The sequence below is a fragment of the Bacteroidota bacterium genome, from assembly GCA_016195025.1.
GTDB lineage: Bacteria > Bacteroidota > Bacteroidia > Palsa-948 > Palsa-948 > Palsa-948.
Map to the genome: position 1 here is coordinate 1 of JACQAL010000039.1, position 17,180 is coordinate 17,180.

Here is a 17,180-nt window from a genome sequence, read left to right on the forward strand (position 1 = left end):
CAAAAAGATTGAGCTCGCTCAGTTTAGAAGAAACTTCTTTCCAAACATTATCGGGATAGAGATTTATCTGCTTTTCAAATCCGCGGTTGAGAACATACTTATCTGATTCCCCTGCAGGCAACTGACGCTTAAGCGCGGAAGGAAACAACACGCGTCCTTTCGCGTCAACTGTTGCTTCAAATTCTCCTATTAAACTGGTCATAGATTTTTCGGGAGTTCCTGGGTATTTTTTGTTGCGACAAATGTAAATATAAATTTACCACAAAATCCCACTATGTTGATAATATTATTCATTTTTCAATGTTAACGTGTGATCGTAATAGATATTTTGCTATGAAACATATATAAAAAATGATGTGGTAAAAAATGGGTATTATTTGTTAATAACGTGTTTATTGTAGTTAATTGACTGTTAATTGGATTTTTTCGGAAAAAGCAAAACACAAACGCTTACTTTTGTGCAGAAGAAAAATTATGCTGAAGAAGATTGATATAGACGGAATATTCAAAAGCAAAAACCCCGGGCTTTATAAAATTCTTCCATCATTTATTCTTTCGTATGTAAAACGGATTGTTCACCAGAATGAAATCAATGACTTCCTGGAAAGAAATACCAACAAGTATGATTTTGATTTTGTGAAAGCAATTATTGATGAGTATCGTATAGATGAAAAAATAATCGAATTGGAAAATATCCCTGCATCAGGTGGTTCTGTCATCGCTTCCAATCATCCGCTTGGTGCGATGGATTTTATGGTGATGATGAATGCCATCGGGACAAAACGGAAAGATGTAAAGGCGCTGGTAAATGACATCCTGCTGAACCTTCACAATCTCAAAAACCTTTTTGCCGGAGTAAACAAAGTCGGGAAAACATCTGCAGAATCATTGTTAGAAATAGAACATGTTTTTGCTTCTGATAATTTAGCTGTCACTTTCCCGGCAGGGCTTGTTTCACGCAAACAGTTTCCAAATGGTTTGTTCGGAAAATCAGTTATTGAAGATCTCGAATGGAAAAAAGCTTTTATTACACGCGCCAAAAAACACAGGAGAAACATTATACCAGTTTTTATTGACGGAAAGAATTCGAACTTCTTCTACAGCTTGGCATTATGGAGAAAAAGATTCGGAATAAAAGTGAACATTGAAATGCTCTGGCTGGTAGATGAAGTGTATAAGCAGAAAGGCAAAACAATTACTGTTATCTTTGGAAAAGAAATTCCACACGAAGCATTTGATAAACGATTTTCGGATGCGCAATGGGCAGAGAAAGTGAAGCGACACGTTTATGAAATGGGAAAAGAAAAAAAGAGTTTAGAGTTTACGGTTTAGGGACTACGGTTAAATACATTATATGAAACCTATCATTCCGCCAATTGATAAGAACCTCCTTCTTAAAGAACTTACCAAAGAGAGATTCATCCGCAATACGAATTACGGCTCGAATGAAATTTACGTAGTAAGCCAGCATGATTCTCCGAATGTGCTGAAAGAAATCGGGCGCTTGCGTGAAGTTTCTTTCCGCGCTTCGGGTGGAGGAACGGGATTAGATTGCGATCTTGATAGTTTTGATACAAATCCGATTTGCTACAAACAATTGGTTGTTTGGAATCCGGCAGAAAAGGAAATTGTGGGCGGTTACCGTTTCATTTTAATTCGGGATGCAGAGAAAGATGAAAAAGGAAATCCGAAACTTTCCACATCGCATTATTTTAATTTCAGCGAGAAGTTTGTGAAAGATTATGCGCCTTACACGATTGAACTCGGGCGCTCGTTTGTTCAGCCGTTGTACCAGCCCAGCGCAGGAAATAGAAAGGGACTTTTTTCCCTTGATAATTTATGGGACGGACTTGCTTCCGTGTGCGTTGATAATCCTGACCAGAAATATTTGTTCGGGAAGATGACCATGTACAAGGATTACAACCAACACGCGCGCGATATGCTGCTTTACTTTCTGGATTTATATTTTCCTGATAAAGAAAAAATAGTTGTGCCGAAACATCCGCTCGGTTATCTCACAGATATTTCAGAATTCAAATCGCTGTTTAAAAAAGATATGCCGTATAAGGAAGCGCATGCAATTCTCAACCAAAGCATACGAAAACTGGGAGAGAACATTCCTCCCCTGTTCAATTCGTATATGAATATTTCTCCGAGTATGAAAACATTCGGCACTGCGGATAATCACGATTTCGGAAGCGTGGAAGAAACCGGAATCTTAGTTACGATTGCGGATATTTACCCCAGCAAAAAGGAAAGGCATATAGTTTCGTATAAGAAAAAATAAAATTCCTGAAAGGAGAGATTATCAATCCTGCCCTTTTTTCCCGCCCAATTTGCTGAAAAGATTTTCACCGCCATCCAAAAGTTTTTTCAGCCAGTCGAAATAGAGGGCAATGATGAGCGTGAGCGTAAAAAAAATCCAGACAAAACAGTTATTTACCCAATAGGTCTCAAAATATTTTCCGAAGATAGATTTTCGCGGAGCGTAAAAATGCGCGCGCAGAAACTGATTTGCAGGCGGGTCGAGGAAAACCGGGTCGGCACGCTGAATGATTTCACCATTGCTTTCCAAAATTCTGTCAACATCATTCGTATTACGCACCCAATCTTTTAAACTTTCGTTGGAATATTCATTTTGCAACTGCAAAAATTTTTCGCGGTCGGTTTCGGTTTTGCCAAGTTTTGCAATGGCTTCATCTTTTGCTTCGCTGGCAGCGTTATACATTTTTACATAATAACTTTGCACCTGGTCGAGGTAGGCGTTTGCCTGCGCAGCCACATCATCATTAAATTTTCCATATTCAATTTTATCAATCACCTCGCATTTTATTTTGGGAGTTGCATCCATCTCTCTCAAAATTTCATGATGGAGCAACTGCAAATCGGAGGTAACTTCTTCTTTATATTTCGGGTCTTTGTAATTAGCGAGCGATTTATCCGTTTTGCTTTTCAGTTTTGAAATCAAATAATTTTTTTTGAAATCGGCAACTGACATTTTTTTGTCATAGTTATAAAACTGTTTTTCAAACTTGTTGTTTTTGTATTGATTCACCGCCAACGCTTCAAACGCCCAGCGCGATGCCATCATTTCTCCGGCAATAGGAACATTTTTTTGCGTAGTGATTAGCGGATTCAGTTTTTCAAACTTCACTATTACACCGCTGAGCAGCAGTTGGGGAATAAGAAGAATAGGAATGATAATATAAACGGTGATTGCCGAATTAAATGCCGAGGAAATATTCAGGCCGAGCACATTGGCAAAACAAGCAGTGGTGAAAAGTGCGAACCAATAATCGAAATACATTCCTTTGATGTCAAGAATGGTGTTGCCCACGCCAATGAACATTGCCATTTGTATAGCAGAAAGCGTGAACAGTATTATAATTTTGGAAAAGAGATAACTGCCCCGGCTGAGGTTTAGAAATTTTTCGCGCTTGAGAATTTTTCTATCCTTGATTATTTCTTCTGCGCTCACCATCATTCCTATGAACAATGCCACCACTACCGACATAAAGAGATAGGAAATAAGATTTTCGTTTTCGCGGAAAATATAGCCGGTTTTATTTGCCACATCCGTGCTGTAGAATTTCACCATGAAGGCAAGAATGAATCCGAGCAAGGGCGCTTCTAAAAAATTGATGGCGAGATATTGCCGGTTTGCAAGTTTTGAAAGCACATCGCGCGTTACAAAAACTTTAAATTGCATTAACTTGTTTGGAATGCTGAGCGTGCTCGGAACCGATGTGGTTTCTTCTTTTGGTTTTTCCAGCTCTTTTTCTATTTCCTCAACGTAATGCTTGTTCCATTCCGTAGGAGAAATTTTCCGGTTGCGCGTTTGATTTCCGTATTCATCCAGCACTTTTGTTTCAATGATATTAAAAATCTGCTCGGGGTTTACGTTTCCGCATTCGAGGCATTCGCTTTCATCGCTCTTCACATGGTTAATCAGCCGCTTGAAATAAATAATTGCATCAACCGGATTTCCATAGTAAATAGGATAACCGCCCACATCGAGAATAATCATCTTGTCGAACATTTTGTAAATATCGGATGAGGGCTGGTGAATGACCACGAACAAAAGTTTTCCTTTGCGCGCCAGTTCTTTCAGCAGGTCCATGATATTTTCCGAATCGCGCGAAGAAAGTCCGGAAGTTGGTTCATCCACAAAAAGAACAGACGGCTCACGAATTAATTCGAGAGCAATGTTTAATCGTTTGCGCTGTCCGCCTGAAATTGTTTTCTCAAGCGGGCTTCCCACTTTTAAATTCCGCGCTTCGTATAAACCTAAATCCTGCAGCACGGCATTCACGCGGTCGGTAATTTCATAATCCGTGAGATTATCGAAGCAAAGTTTTGCGTTGTAAAATAAATTCTGGAAAACGGTGAGTTCTTCAATGAGCAAATCGTCCTGCGGAATCATGCCGATGATTCCTTCAGCTTTGTCTTTTTCGGTGTGAATGTTTATTCCGTTAATGAGAATATGCCCTTTGCTTGGGCTTTCATTTCCGTTCAGCACGTTCAGCAGTGTGGATTTTCCGGCACCGCTTCCGCCCATGATGCCAATGAGTTTTCCGGATTCTTCGTAAATGTTTACGTTGCGCAAGCCCACTTTCCCGGTGGGAAATTTATATTCTTCAATTTCGGCAACGAAAGAAATTTTTGATTTGGAAGTGTCGGCAAGAAATCTTCCGATAACATCGCTGTAATAAATAGGATGAACGCGCGGTGAGCGGATGGAAGAACCTTCGGTGAGAATATAAATTTTATCCTGCGCGAGCACCTGCCCGTTCAGGTAAAGCGCATCGGTTCCAAAGTAGCGCATGATGTACATGCCCACGCTTGGAATCTGCAGCACACGGATTTGTCCTTCGAGGTGAACGGACTTAATGTGTTTTACATTGAAGTTTGGTTTTGCATCCTTGTTATCCACCACCAGCAGGTAGGAAGAATCGGGAACCGCCTCCAGTTTGCTTCGCACAAAATCCATGATGCGTTTGAACTCATCATCGCTGATGTTGAATGATTCGGCAACGGTTGATACAAACTCGCGTTCCTGGTCAGAAATATCGCTGTTCGAATAAATAAATTCAAGCAGGCGAATAAGTACCACCACTTTTTGCCGCTGTTCCAGTTCCGCGTTTATCTGCGTGCATATTTTCAGAATCTTTACCGAACCGAGTGAAGTGCGTTTTGCTGCGCCTTCTTTCTTCTGCGAAACTTTATGGTATTCTTCGAGGTACTGGTCGTAAATTTTTAGATACTGCTCCACCATTTCCTGGTTCAACTGCTGCTTCAGAAAAGATTGTACAATAATTCTTCCCGTGTTCGCGCCATCTGCTTTCGCAATGATGGCGAACATTTGCATGAGGGCTTTTAGAATCCGTTCACTCATAAGTTAGTTCAGCGTTCCAAGTTTAAAGTTAAAATTCAAAAATAAAATTATTGTTTAAAGCCGATAAGCACTACCGCACATCCTGACTGCGCTCCGCTGAGCGCGGCTTCGAGAATTACATCGAGCGTGGAGTTGACTTTGAAATCCCAGTAAGGCGCATTCTTCACATCTTTGTTTGAGAAGAGAAGATTGCGCTCTTCGTCAAAGACGGAAAAAATAAGATTGCCGTCCTTCAAACCGGTACAGGCGGCAATGCGGTAAGTTCCTCCGCCATAAAAGGTGGTATGAAATTCTGCGTTCTGGTCGGCAAGAAGAAGTGCGCGGTATTGCTGCCCGTCAGAAATAAATGGCGCCATGATGTGCTTTGCACAAACCGAAGCAATGGTATCGCACTGCGCATTCGAGCGAATTAAAAATGAAAAATTAAAAATTAAAAATGCTGCAATCAGGATTTTGTTTTTCATGGAGGATGTTTTTATGCGGTGATTAATCCGCGAATGGCAGAAATTTTATCTCCTATTGCCTGAATGTTTTCAGGAGAAATAGTTATATCAGATTTGCTCGTAATGGTTGTAACTTTATTCACTTCATCGGTAACGGGGCGTTCATATACGTATTTATATCCCACCTTGTCGTATTCTGTTTTCAGGTCGTTGAGTTTCTGAAGAAGTTCGGTGTATTCTTCGTTTCCCTGGTAGGTGGAAAGGAGCGCAATCAAATTGTTGAGTGTATTTTTTTGTTCTGCGATTCTGCGTTTCACATCTTCGTTGCCTTTTGCCTTGAGCACATTGATGGCGAATTGCAGAGTTTCAATCCATCCGCCTGCAATGATGAGCGCGGCTTCTTCGTTGCGTTCGTTGTGACTGAGAAAATCATTGCTTGCTCGGTAAGCAACAGAAACAAGCGTGAGCATGGAGTCCTTCTTGCCCAAATTTTTCTGAAACCGTTCGATGAGCGTTTTATCAAATGCGCTTGAGAGGCCGAGGTCAGTAGCAATTTTATTGGTGGCATTAAAATAGACAAGCGCATCCTGTGTTTGGTCATACAGAGTTGTGTAGCCCAAATCGGCACCGTAAATTCCAAGGTTGAGGCATTTTTGAAACTTGGTGGAATAAGAATTTACTTTATCGGTTGCGTTGAGCATGGCTTTATCATACTGCGCCCCGCTTTTCTGAATGAGGACGGCAGTTTGAATGGGCGAAGGAATGATGAACACTTTTCCGCTCACTCCTACAGCAAGGTTGCTGGAGTCCATCTTGTTCTTGATTTGCTTGTCCACTTTATCAGCATCATCGGTGCCGCAGGACACCTGAACTACGCTCAGTGTGACAAGGGAAGAAATAACTGCAACAGAGGAAATGAGAGAGAAAAGTTTTTTCATCTGAAATCTTTTTTAATTGGCGAATGATTTATTAACAAATTGATTGGTTGCCAAAAGTAATATTTTTTTGCAATTTCAGCGTGGAAGAAAAATAAAAAACAATTGAAAACTTTTGGGAAAAATTTTCTGTGGCGTTTTACATCAATGGAAACGCGTGTTATCCTAACGGAAACGGGGCAGGCACTAAAGGAATTGATGCTTACTTTATCCGAATCCATCCGCTGACGGCAGGTTTCAGCTTTCAGGTTTCGGGTTTCAGGTTGGAGAAATTAAAATTTATACTATGCTCGGAGAAGAAATTTATTCCGAGCAAATCAATAATCTTAAATCATCCATCATTAATTTAAATTTGGAATCAGGAATTTATTTTGCGCAGATAATTTCAAACGAAAAAGTTTTTACGCAGAAGGTTTGCGTGAGCAGGTAAGAATTCCTGGTAACGAAGTAACGAATTGTTTTACGAATGTAACGAATGAATGCATCTATTGATTCGTAAAATTTGTTATGAGATTCGCAACTTCGTTACCAGCGAATTTTGAAATTCAAATCTTGTCAAACCTGCTTTTCTTTTCTACGGCTTCTTTCACTTCCAGAACTTTTCCTTTCAGTTCTTTTCCATTCAACGCTTCGATTGCTTTCAGCGCATCTTCCTTTTTTGCGAATTCGATAAACCCAAATTCTTTTGATGACCAGTCGGCACGGTCGTAAATAATTTTGGTGGAAAGAATTTCTCCGTGCACAGCAAAAATACTTTCGAGCATTACTTCGTTGATGTCGGGGTGAATGTTTTTTACAAATAACTTCATCTGTTTATTTGCTGGTAACGAAGTAACGAATTATTTTACGAATATAACGAATGAACTACTTGTTTTGTTTCGTAAAATTCGTTGTAAGATTCGCAACTTCGTTACCAGAATTACCACTTGTTTATCTTATATCCTTTCACGCTGTAAAATAAAATTATCAGATAACACGGCACCATAATCCAGTACGCCTGCTGATGCCCGATGGAAGAAATACCGGCAAGTTTTCCATAGAGCAAAGGAAGTGTTGCACCGCCTGCAATTGCCATAATTAAAAGCGCTGAGCCGGTCTTTGTAAATTTTCCCAAACCGTGAATGGCAAGCGGCCAGATGGCGGGCCACATCAATGCGTTTGCAAGCCCGAGCAAAGCAATAAATAAAACCGAAGCGTAACCATGAGTGAACACAACCATTACGCTGAATAAAATTCCAACGATGGCAGAAACTGCAAGCGCTTTTGCCTGTGAAATAAATTTTGGAATGGCAATAATGCCGATGATGTAGCCAATCACCATGGCTGTTAAAGTGTATGCAGTAAAGTTTTTTGTTTCGCTCAGCGGAATATTCTGCGATGTGCCGTAAGTGCCGATGGTATCGCCTGCAATTACTTCCACTCCTACGTAAAAGAAAAGAGCAATCACTCCTAAAACTAAATTTGGAAATTGAAAAGCATTTTTCTTTTCACTTGTCCCTTGTCCCTTATCGCTTGTCCCTTCCTCCGTTTCAATTTCCGGAAGCGGAGAAAACCTGACGAACAATCCGAGAATCACCAGCGCAATTGCCATCATTGTATAAGGAAGAATAACTCTTTCTGCAAGTTCATCGAGGCGGATATTTTTTTGCGCTTCGTCCAACTGCTGAAGTTCTTTCATTAATGTATCGGAATCGGATAAAACAATTGCGCCAAGAATGAGCGGGGCAAGCACGCCCGCCACTTTATTGCAAATTCCCATCACGCTGATTCGCACGGCAGCGCTTTCAATCGGTCCAACGATGGTGATGTAAGGATTCGAAGCCGTTTGAAGAATAGAAAGTCCGGTTCCGATAATAAAAAGCCCGATGAGAAAAATTTCATAGGTGCGCGAGTGAGCGGCAGGAATAAAAACCAGCGCTCCAATTGCCATTACAAAAAGTCCGAGCATCATTCCTTTTTTAAATCCTGTTCTTTCCAGAATCCACGAAGAAGGAAGCGCGGTAACGAAATAAGAAATGTAAAAGGCGAATGCAACCAGCAGCGCCTGAAAAGTAGTTAACTCGCAGGCGATTTTCAAATATTGAATGAGCGTTCCGTTGAGCCATGTAACAAATCCGAAAATGAAAAATAAAATTCCGAGAATGATTATCGGAACGAGATTGGATTTTGTTTGTTTCATTTAGGAATGTTTTTCAACAAAAGTGATTCCGTACTTTTCCAACTCAGCCAAAACCGGATTATAAATTTCTTTCACAGTAGGAATCCAAACTCCGGTGAGATTTATTTTTCCTTCGAGAATAAGTTTGGTTGCTATTCCCAGCGGAAGTCCCACTGTTTTTGACATGGCAGTATTTATCTGGTCTTCTCCAATCACGACCATTGATGAAGTTAGTCGCTGAACTTTTCTTTTGGCTGTTTTCTTGAAACTTGGAACTTGGGACTTGGGACTTGTGTATTCAAACACGTGCTGCATCACCACCATGTCCTTATCCCTGGGTTTCAATCTCCATTTTTTCATCAGCAGGTCAAGAAGAATTTCTGCAGGAGAAGAATCTTTCAAACCAATCTTTTGGTTTTTGAAAATGCCAAGCCAATCCAGTTTTTTCATTACGGGAGAATTATCTTTCTCCTTAAGGAACCTCGCCATTTTCTTTTTTACTCCGCCTTTTCCCTCGGGAAGAAATGATTCTATCAGTTCAGCGTAAGAAATTTTTTCAGAGTTGGAAACTTTGCAATTATCATCTGTCAAACCTAATTGAATAAATGCATTCCACGCGCGGCAGAAGCCCGGCATGCGCAAAGTTCCGCGGAGCATATTTTTTACATCGTGCAATCCGTACAAATCAATATATAAAAGAGAATCGCGGTTGGCATACGCTTCAAAAGCCCCCCCACCCCCCCGAAGGGGGGATTCAGAAAACCCACCGCGTGTGTTCCCCCCTTCGGGGGGATAAGGGGGGCTGTCCACAAAAATTGTATGTGCGTTTGTAAATAACCGAGTGTATGGAACATATTTTACTTTTCCATTCTCTAAATATTGTGCAGTTGCTCCTGCTGAATCTCCGCTTTGTCCTGCCATCACCACCGCGCGCGGATTCCACGTAAACTTGTATCCCCACGGATTATCATTTGATTCAGGCGCAACCAATCCTCCGCAATACGAGCGGAAAGTTACCATCGTTCCGCCTTGCGCGTGCACTTCATCAATCACTTTCATAGCGGAAAGATGGTCAATGCCGGGGTCTAATCCCATTTCGTTCAGAAAAATTACTCCGGCTTTTTTCGCTTCGTCATTCAAATCGTGCATTTGTTTTGAAACATAACTTGCGGTGACCATATTTTTTTTCTGTTTCAAACATTCTTTGGCAACCGGCAAATGCATGGTGGCTGGAAGCATGGAAATAACCAAATCAACTTTTGAAATTTCATTCGCGCGCTGCTGTTCATTAGTAATGTCGAGCGCAATGGCGTGAGAGTTCGGATGGTTGTTTGTTTTCTGCTGCGCAAGTTCAACAGATAAATCCGCAACAGTTATTTTCCAGTTTTCTTTGGAAGAATTATCGAGAAGATATTTTATTAAGGTGGAAGCAGAACGTCCGGCACCAATCAGAAGAATATTTTTCATAAAAAAAATTTCAGCGAAGGTAAATTATTTCGTGTGATGCTTGCGCGGAGAGATTTTGTTGCGAAATAAAAACTATGCGCGTACGGAATATTGCTCCAGCGCTTTTGAATACATTTTGCAAATCCTGTTTTTGAGTTTAAGTGGCCAGATAATTTTCAGCGCGTCACCGTAAGAAAGCAGTTCCATGAGAAAATCGTGCGTGATGTAGAGTTTAAGTTTGATGCGCACTTCATTTGAATTGTCTTCCACAATTTGCTGCGATTCGTGCAGCGGAAATGACTTGATGTATTTTCCCTGCGTGGCATCGAAGGAGAGAATTATTTCTTCGGGCTTGGAATCATCGGGAGCAATGATGCCGAAACAATTCTTAAACATTTCACTGGCGTTGAAATCATTTGCAGCAGTGAACATCTTCTTGGTGATTTCAAGTTCGCTGATTCTATCCAGTCCGAAAGTTTTCACTTTATTATCCTTCTGGTCTTTTGCAAGGATGTACCACCTGCTTTTAAATTCCTTCAGCGAGAGTGGCTCCGCTGCGCGGTGGGTTGCTTCCTCTTCCCAGAACTTCTGATAGGAAAATCGAATGACAAATCGGTTTTTAATGGCGTGAAGCAAACCATAAAAATGCTCCATGCCCTGCGGCTTGCGCGTTTCAAAAATAATGTGCTGCGCCAATTTGCCTGCTGTGTTCAGCGTGTTGAACAAATCAAACGCCTCCAGCATTTTGTTGCTCAACGCGGCTTGCTCTTCGTCAGCGGCAATGAAATAATGACTGCGGGCGTGGCTGAACTGAATATCTATATTGAACAGGGCGCGGATTTCATCCACATCGCGCTGAAAGGTGCGCTTGGAAATGCTGAGCGTGTAGCCGTGAAATTCCGATTCGCTTTTCAGGTAGTCGCTCAACTGCTCAAAGGTAACTTCGCCCCTGTTGCGCAGAAACTTTATAATGGTGAGATAACGGAGTATGTATTCGCGTTTGGACATGACTCAATTTTTGTTTACAGAAAATAATAATTCCGTTTCTTTTACTTTTGCTTCAGCCATCCGGCAAACCCGGACTAATTCAGCCACAGCCATTTTATATGCCTCGCCAACTATTCCTGTTGGTTTGCATTTATAATGAACATCCAAATTTATATCATCAATGTTACTGCTTAAAAAAGGATTTGTTTTTACGAGAAGAATAAAAAAGTAAATAAATCCGAGCATGTCTACGGTAGAGTCCGGTTGCAATATTTCAAGCCAGAAATCAAATTGAAGCCAGTCACCTTTTCTCTCGGCTCCTCCAAAAACAAATTCTTTGTATAGGTTCTTATCTGTTTGATACAAGTAAAAATTATCAGGCAGAGCGGAAAAGGAAAGCGACATAAAATCATCTTTACTCAACTCAACATTGTCATCGTAATAAAACCCATCACGGTATCTATATGCCTTCTTGGCAAATAATTTTCCTTTGAAGTAAACATGGTGTGTGGGTTGGTTCTCTCCTGTGTTTTTTATTTCTCTGAATTCAAACATGGGTTATTGTTGTTTCGTAAATATTTATTTCCCCTGCGAAGTTCATTTTGTTTCATCCCGATATTTATCGGGACGCGTTTGGGCATTGGTTAATTTTTACGAAGCCATGCAGTATACTCTCCCATTTGTTGTTCAATAAATTCTGCCCAACTTTCCCACGAAAAATATTTACTCGGATGTTTAATAAAAACCAATTTCGTAGTATGTCCTTCTTTGCTTGTTACCTTTGCTATTCTTGGGTAAACATTATCAACCTTATCTAAGCATTGAATATTATCCGCATTAAAACTATTTTTTTCAAATGCTTGAAAAGAGTTTGATGCTGTAACTCCACAAAACAAACAATATTCTGGTTGCAGTATTCCAATTATTTTGAAGAAAGTATCCCAACCAATTGAAAAGTCATCATATGTAGGTCTATGATTTGGGGTTTCCATGTATCTTTGAACTATATTGTAATATCCAACCGACTCCCAAAGTTTTATTTTTTGTTCTTTTCTTGGATTATCATTGAACAATGCTTTTTCAATGTTACGCATAATCCTTCTATAAAAATCAGATCCCTCTATTCCGTCATGATTGATAATCCATCTTGTAAAATTGGAATCTGCAAGATCATCAACAGAACCTTCTTCGTGCCAGTCGTAATTACTCTCAGCAACTAAAAGAAGTTTGCGATTGGTGGGTAAGATTGAATAATCCTTTCCGACCCAAGGCAACCATGTCAGTTTTTCAATTTGTTTGAATTGTTTGTCAAAGTTTGTGTCCCCAATATTTTCTTGTTGCATAATTTTGTTTTTTAATTTTCGCCTACTCTATACAGTTTTCGGCTTCCCTGCATCACATATAGTGACAGGACATATAGCGATGTAATTTCCTTACGCAACCTCTTTTTTCAAAAATATTTTTAACACTGTGACAAATTTATTTGCGAAAGTAAATTAAATTCAAGTTGTGCACACAGCATTTGTTTGAAATCCGATTATTCTGTTTTTATTTAGCTCTGCATTCGCTTCAGCTGGTTCATCCGAAAAAATTTCTGCAAGCGTTGTGGGCTCAGTAATAATTTTTTTCTTCTTTAAGGAATCAGAAAGCATTTGCGCTTTTTCAATTTCTAATTCTTTAAATTCATATTTTCCTATAAGGCGATTAGGGCGCAAAAGCGCTTTATCAATATTTTTTAGTTCCGTATTGAAAGTGCAAATAACCTGCATTTTTAAAATATCAGACATTAATCCATCAGACATATTTAATAATACGGAGACGGCATCGTTTTCTTGATTACGCTCTCTTGAAAGAATTGCTTTCTCCGCATCTTCAATAACAATAACACTGCCTTCTTCTTTTAAAAGATATTTTATGAAAGACGGATTTGAAAGTACATCCGCCATTGAAGAAGGAATGTACAACACTTCTTTTTTAAGTTTTGCAACAAGATGTCGTATATATGTTGTTTTTCCGGTTCCGGGCTTGCCGTATAAAAGAACAATTCCTTTTCCGTTTTTCTCATTCAGCTTATTTAGAATTTTATTATCAAAATCAATAAGGTCATCATTGTATGTTTTATTTATATGTATTTCCATTTTTCTAATTTCAAATGATTCAAATTCGTAATCACCTGCTCTTTGAATCAACACTTTTATTTTATGTGTTTCATCAGGTTTTATTTTGAATTTCTCCGACATCTTCAATAAACCGTCAACACTAAAAATATTTTCTTGAGAATAATAATACTCCATCCAACCTTCATTTGCTGTTATAATTTCTTTCGTGGAGAAAAAACAAATTGTTTCGTCAAGAATTTTTTTACCGCGCTCACTAATATTATTTTTTTCTTTTTTTACTTGAAATAATATTTTATCAGCATTTTCTTCTATAAGCTGATTGTACATATCCATTGATTCAATGCGCCTTATTAAAAAATAGTTTGGCATTTCATTAAAGTACCAGGAAAAGCATTTTTTAATGATCGCGTCACCGTAATCATTATAAACATTCATTAAGTTTTTTTGATTTGTTTTCATAATAAAGTTTTGTTTTATAAAACAAAACTAACCCCACCCTACGCCAAACCATGTCGCAGGCAAGAAATATATTTTTTCCTGTTGCTTAGGTGGTTTTGTTGGCTTTTCTTTGTACTCACAAGAGCAATAAAAATGATTTTCACTACCATTTGTCAACGGCTACTATACATTACTCAAAGAACAATGCACATTATTCTGCAACCAATGCACATTACTCCACAACCAATGCACATTACCCGCAGACCAATGCACATTACTCAACCGCTAATGCATATTATTCATTCACCAATGCACATTATCCGCAGCCAAATGGACATTATTCTTCAACCAATATACATTAGCCGTAAACAAATGCACATTACACAGAGACAAATAGTAGTTTTTCGGAAAAAAATAAAACATAAATCCTAAACCTCAAACGACTCACCCCTCATTCCCCTCTCTATCGGATAGAGAGGGGACGAAAGGGGAGAGTAATTAATTCTTTTTCACTATGGCACAAACAGCAAGAATTCCCCGAGACATCGTACATTTCGTTCCGTATATGGACGACACCGACACCTATCAACTTTCCATTGACCCCAGCACGGGCAACCCCCGCTGGCAAAACTGGGGCTGGACAGCCGCTGACAGTGCTGCGTGGACGGGCTTCCGCAACAAAGCCGATACGCTTTTTGCCAAATACAACAACAAAAAATTCCGCGAAGGCGATGTAACCGAAAAACTTCACCTGCTCATTACCGGTGTTGGCGGTGTGGTAGAGTACGACCAGAAAGAAAAACTTTTAGACAGCATTGCCGCCACGCCCATTCCTCCTGCCGACATTGCCGACTTTGAACACTTTCATGTTAAAAAGGGAACGGTGATAGCAGATGCCACTCCCACCCGCGTGGCAGACGGCATGGGCGAACCTGCCATCGTTATGAAAAAAACCGAACATCTTTCTCACACGCTCGGCATCACCAACCCCGCGCACAAAGGAAAAGGAAAAGGAAAGCACATTAAAGAAGTGCAGGTGTGGAGAGCCATTATGGCTTCCGCCACCGCCACTGCACCGGCAGCCATTCCCACCGATGACGATTATAAATATGTGGGCGAAGCCAAACGCGGCTCTTATAAATCGGAATTTGCCACGGCTGATGTGGGAAAAACTTGCTGGCACAAAGCCCGCTACAAAAACACGCAGGGCAAGTTTGGCGACTTTTGCAAAGCCATTGACGCGCCCATTGTATAAAAGGAAACAGTCATTAAAAAAATCCCTTCTGAAATAATTTCGGGAGGGATTTTGTCTTTAAAGCCCACACAGAAAATAAATTCTTACTTTCGTTTCTCATTTTCTTTTGGCATAACAATTGTAAATGCACAATCTAAAATCATAAATCAAATCAAAATGAAAAAAATATTTTTACTCTTATCTGTATTCGTAATTACTATCGCTCGTTCGCAAAACAATCTCGTCATCTTCAGCGAGCAGGGCGAACCGTTTTATCTCATCTTAAATGGAATCAAGCAAAACGCAAAGCCGGAAACCAACGTGAAAGTTACCGGCATTATTCAGCCGAGAGTAACCGCCAAAATAATTTTTGCCGATGGAAAAACTCCCGACCTCGACCAGAAAGTTTATTTCATGGAGGGAGGAAACGAAGTGCAGGGCTATGAATTTGTTTACTCCATCAAAACCAAAAAAGCGCTCACCACAAAAGATTCAAAAGATGCCTTTGATTCGGAAGGGCTTTCTGCCGGAATAAAAAACCTGAAGAAAAAAGATACGGGCGAATATAAAATTGCATTCGTAAGCGCGGCTCCCATTGCGCAGGCGCCTCCTCCGGCAGGGCAAACGGTGATTGTTTATTCCGCCACACCTCCGCCCAACACCACTACGGAAACCACTACTTTTTCCACCACCACCACTACCAATGCGGCAGGAAGCAATGCGAATACAGGAATGAACAATGGCGGAGTGAACGTGAACATGAACGTGAATGTGAATGACGGCACGAGTCATTCATCCACTTCAACAATGACTTCGACCACCACCACTTCTTCTTCCACCACCACCAGCGCGCCTGCTTCGGGAAATGTGTATGTGCTGGAAGGATATAACGGACCGCATTACTGCAACTGGCCCATGAGCCCGCCCGATTTTGAAAGCGCGAAGAACAGCATCCGCTCAAAATCATTTGAAGACAGCAAAGCCACCGTGGCAAAACAAATTCTGGGAAGCAACTGCATGCTCTCTTCGCAGGTGAAAGAAGTGATGATGTTGTTTGATTTTGAAAACACGCGCCTTGATTTTGCCAAGTTTGCCTATGGAAAAACCTTTGACCCGGGAAATTATTATAAACTCAACGATGCCTTTCAGTTTGAATCAAGCATTGATGAGTTGAATAAGTATTGCAACGGGAAACGGTAGAATGACCTCTGCCCTTCGTCACCAGCCCTTAATTATTTTCCGGGTTTCAAGAATGGCTCCGTCTTTACTAATGCTGTAGAAAAATATTCCTGCCGGCAGTGCGGCTACATCCGCTTCTACTTTTACCTGCCCGCTTTTCATAGCAAATGATTTAACTTTTTCTCCCATGAAGTTGTAGATTATAATCAAATCGGCAGTGGAAGTTTCAATGGTTATTTTTTCTGAAAACGGATTTGGATACGCAGAAGAAACATTGCTCACCGTATTGTATGGCTGCACTCCGCTGGCAGGAGAAACCACTATGTATGCGTCTTCTCCATGTGGCGTTGCAGGATGGCAAACGTAATGATAGTTGCCCGCAACGGTTACCACATAATAACAGGAAAGATGGCTGGCATCAATGGGACAATTCCACATGGCGGCACCCACCGGAATATCCGAAGCGCTTTCGGGTCCTACCACATGCGTTCCTGCAACCCACACCCAGTGAATACTGTCTCCGACCACGGCATTAGCCGTAACAGGCAAAAAATGCGAAGGAGTATTCTGGCAAGTTACCGTAACAACGGTGGCATTTGCCGCAGAAAAAATTACCGCAAGTGAAGCGAGTGTAAAAAAGTGTTTCATGTTGTTCTGATTTTAATTTTTGTTACGTGAAGTAAAATTCACAGTAAATATAAACAATTTAGGACTTTCGCAACAAAGGTAAAAAACATTCGGAATAAACAAGCAGATGTTGAAAAAATAAAATCAGGCAGAGAGATAGCAAGGGCAAAATAAATCATCATAGCGGTTCACCAAAACGAACTTCTATGAAAACAACA

The 17,180-nt window shown here is 40.4% G+C and carries 16 protein-coding genes and 1 pseudogene; 5 read left to right on the forward strand and 12 right to left on the reverse strand.

Annotated elements, in window-relative coordinates:
- A partial coding sequence (locus HY063_08035) for an MraZ N-terminal domain containing protein (GenBank protein ID MBI3501730.1) occupies positions 1 to 202 on the reverse strand: 202 nt, incomplete at its 3' end.
- 269 nt (positions 203 to 471) lie between these two features.
- Here HY063_08035 and HY063_08040 point away from each other — a divergent pair.
- Complete coding sequence (locus HY063_08040) at positions 472 to 1,332, forward strand: 1-acyl-sn-glycerol-3-phosphate acyltransferase (GenBank protein MBI3501731.1); 861 nt, start codon at positions 472 to 474, stop codon at positions 1,330 to 1,332.
- Positions 1,333 to 1,354: 22 nt separating this feature from the next.
- Positions 1,355 to 2,287 carry a GNAT family N-acetyltransferase gene (locus HY063_08045; GenBank protein MBI3501732.1) on the forward strand — a complete coding sequence of 311 codons (933 nt, stop codon included), beginning with the start codon at positions 1,355 to 1,357 and terminating at the stop codon, positions 2,285 to 2,287.
- Between the two features lie 21 nt (positions 2,288 to 2,308).
- Here HY063_08045 and HY063_08050 read toward each other — a convergent pair whose 3' ends face one another.
- Genes HY063_08050 through HY063_08060 form a run of 3 tightly spaced genes read right to left on the reverse strand, consistent with a single transcriptional unit; the run spans position 2,309 to position 6,776 of the window.
- On the reverse strand, positions 2,309 to 5,395 hold the full coding sequence (locus tag HY063_08050; GenBank protein ID MBI3501733.1) for an ATP-binding cassette domain-containing protein: 3,087 nt from the start codon (positions 5,393 to 5,395) through the stop codon (positions 2,309 to 2,311).
- Positions 5,396 to 5,442: 47 nt separating this feature from the next.
- Positions 5,443 to 5,859, reverse strand: coding sequence for a hypothetical protein (locus tag HY063_08055; protein MBI3501734.1), 417 nt, complete (start codon positions 5,857 to 5,859; stop codon positions 5,443 to 5,445).
- Between the two features lie 11 nt (positions 5,860 to 5,870).
- Entirely contained in the window at positions 5,871 to 6,776 is a 906-nt protein-coding gene (locus HY063_08060) for a hypothetical protein (protein MBI3501735.1), read from the reverse strand.
- Between the two features lie 202 nt (positions 6,777 to 6,978).
- On the opposite strand from HY063_08060, the pseudogene HY063_08065 reads away from it, so the two are divergent.
- A pseudogene (locus HY063_08065) lies at positions 6,979 to 7,203 on the forward strand (T9SS type A sorting domain-containing protein).
- 115 nt (positions 7,204 to 7,318) lie between these two features.
- Here the strand turns inward: HY063_08065 and HY063_08070 are convergent.
- The 7 genes from HY063_08070 to HY063_08100 form a co-directional block, all read right to left on the reverse strand.
- Positions 7,319 to 7,582 carry an RNA-binding protein gene (locus HY063_08070; protein ID MBI3501736.1) on the reverse strand — a complete coding sequence of 88 codons (264 nt, stop codon included), beginning with the start codon at positions 7,580 to 7,582 and terminating at the stop codon, positions 7,319 to 7,321.
- Between the two features lie 110 nt (positions 7,583 to 7,692).
- Positions 7,693 to 8,952 carry a sugar MFS transporter gene (locus HY063_08075; protein MBI3501737.1) on the reverse strand — a complete coding sequence of 420 codons (1,260 nt, stop codon included), beginning with the start codon at positions 8,950 to 8,952 and terminating at the stop codon, positions 7,693 to 7,695.
- Positions 8,953 to 10,398 (reverse strand): saccharopine dehydrogenase NADP-binding domain-containing protein, encoded by a 1,446-nt coding sequence (locus HY063_08080; GenBank protein ID MBI3501738.1) that lies wholly within the window; start codon positions 10,396 to 10,398, stop codon positions 8,953 to 8,955.
- A gap of 72 nt (positions 10,399 to 10,470) precedes the next feature.
- The gene (locus HY063_08085) at positions 10,471 to 11,385 is read right to left on the reverse strand and encodes a WYL domain-containing protein (protein ID MBI3501739.1); all 915 of its coding nucleotides are present in this window, start codon (positions 11,383 to 11,385) and stop codon (positions 10,471 to 10,473) included.
- Positions 11,386 to 11,388: 3 nt separating this feature from the next.
- On the reverse strand, positions 11,389 to 11,919 hold the full coding sequence (locus tag HY063_08090) for a hypothetical protein (GenBank protein ID MBI3501740.1): 531 nt from the start codon (positions 11,917 to 11,919) through the stop codon (positions 11,389 to 11,391).
- Positions 11,920 to 12,008: 89 nt separating this feature from the next.
- Positions 12,009 to 12,707 carry a hypothetical protein gene (locus HY063_08095; protein ID MBI3501741.1) on the reverse strand — a complete coding sequence of 233 codons (699 nt, stop codon included), beginning with the start codon at positions 12,705 to 12,707 and terminating at the stop codon, positions 12,009 to 12,011.
- A 159-nt stretch (positions 12,708 to 12,866) separates the two neighbouring features.
- Positions 12,867 to 13,943: an AAA family ATPase gene (locus HY063_08100; GenBank protein ID MBI3501742.1), complete on the reverse strand. Its 1,077-nt coding sequence runs from the start codon at positions 13,941 to 13,943 to the stop codon at positions 12,867 to 12,869.
- Between the two features lie 493 nt (positions 13,944 to 14,436).
- On the opposite strand from HY063_08100, the gene HY063_08105 reads away from it, so the two are divergent.
- The gene (locus tag HY063_08105; GenBank protein MBI3501743.1) at positions 14,437 to 15,177 is read left to right on the forward strand and encodes a hypothetical protein; all 741 of its coding nucleotides are present in this window, start codon (positions 14,437 to 14,439) and stop codon (positions 15,175 to 15,177) included.
- 156 nt (positions 15,178 to 15,333) lie between these two features.
- Positions 15,334 to 16,356, forward strand: a complete 1,023-nt coding sequence (locus tag HY063_08110) for a DUF4476 domain-containing protein (protein MBI3501744.1) — start codon at positions 15,334 to 15,336, stop codon at positions 16,354 to 16,356.
- An 18-nt stretch (positions 16,357 to 16,374) separates the two neighbouring features.
- On the opposite strand, the gene HY063_08115 is transcribed toward HY063_08110, so the two are convergent.
- Positions 16,375 to 16,983 (reverse strand): T9SS type A sorting domain-containing protein, encoded by a 609-nt coding sequence (locus HY063_08115; protein ID MBI3501745.1) that lies wholly within the window; start codon positions 16,981 to 16,983, stop codon positions 16,375 to 16,377.
- Positions 16,984 to 17,180: the final 197 nt, after the last annotated feature.

Bases quoted from the DNA above. Each gene is read 5' to 3' on its own strand.
- HY063_08045 (MBI3501732.1), top strand. From the start codon at position 1,355: ATGAAACCTATCATTCCGCCAATTGATAAGAACCTCCTTCTTAAAGAA.
- HY063_08050 (MBI3501733.1), bottom strand. From the start codon at position 5,395: ATGAGTGAACGGATTCTAAAAGCCCTCATGCAAATGTTCGCCATCATT.
- HY063_08055 (MBI3501734.1), bottom strand. From the start codon at position 5,859: ATGAAAAACAAAATCCTGATTGCAGCATTTTTAATTTTTAATTTTTCA.
- HY063_08060 (MBI3501735.1), bottom strand. From the start codon at position 6,776: ATGAAAAAACTTTTCTCTCTCATTTCCTCTGTTGCAGTTATTTCTTCC.
- HY063_08070 (MBI3501736.1), bottom strand. From the start codon at position 7,582: ATGAAGTTATTTGTAAAAAACATTCACCCCGACATCAACGAAGTAATG.
- HY063_08075 (MBI3501737.1), bottom strand. From the start codon at position 8,952: ATGAAACAAACAAAATCCAATCTCGTTCCGATAATCATTCTCGGAATT.
- HY063_08080 (MBI3501738.1), bottom strand. From the start codon at position 10,398: ATGAAAAATATTCTTCTGATTGGTGCCGGACGTTCTGCTTCCACCTTA.
- HY063_08085 (MBI3501739.1), bottom strand. From the start codon at position 11,385: ATGTCCAAACGCGAATACATACTCCGTTATCTCACCATTATAAAGTTT.
- HY063_08090 (MBI3501740.1), bottom strand. From the start codon at position 11,919: ATGTTTGAATTCAGAGAAATAAAAAACACAGGAGAGAACCAACCCACA.
- HY063_08095 (MBI3501741.1), bottom strand. From the start codon at position 12,707: ATGCAACAAGAAAATATTGGGGACACAAACTTTGACAAACAATTCAAA.
- HY063_08100 (MBI3501742.1), bottom strand. From the start codon at position 13,943: ATGAAAACAAATCAAAAAAACTTAATGAATGTTTATAATGATTACGGT.
- HY063_08105 (MBI3501743.1), top strand. From the start codon at position 14,437: ATGGCACAAACAGCAAGAATTCCCCGAGACATCGTACATTTCGTTCCG.
- HY063_08110 (MBI3501744.1), top strand. From the start codon at position 15,334: ATGAAAAAAATATTTTTACTCTTATCTGTATTCGTAATTACTATCGCT.
- HY063_08115 (MBI3501745.1), bottom strand. From the start codon at position 16,983: ATGAAACACTTTTTTACACTCGCTTCACTTGCGGTAATTTTTTCTGCG.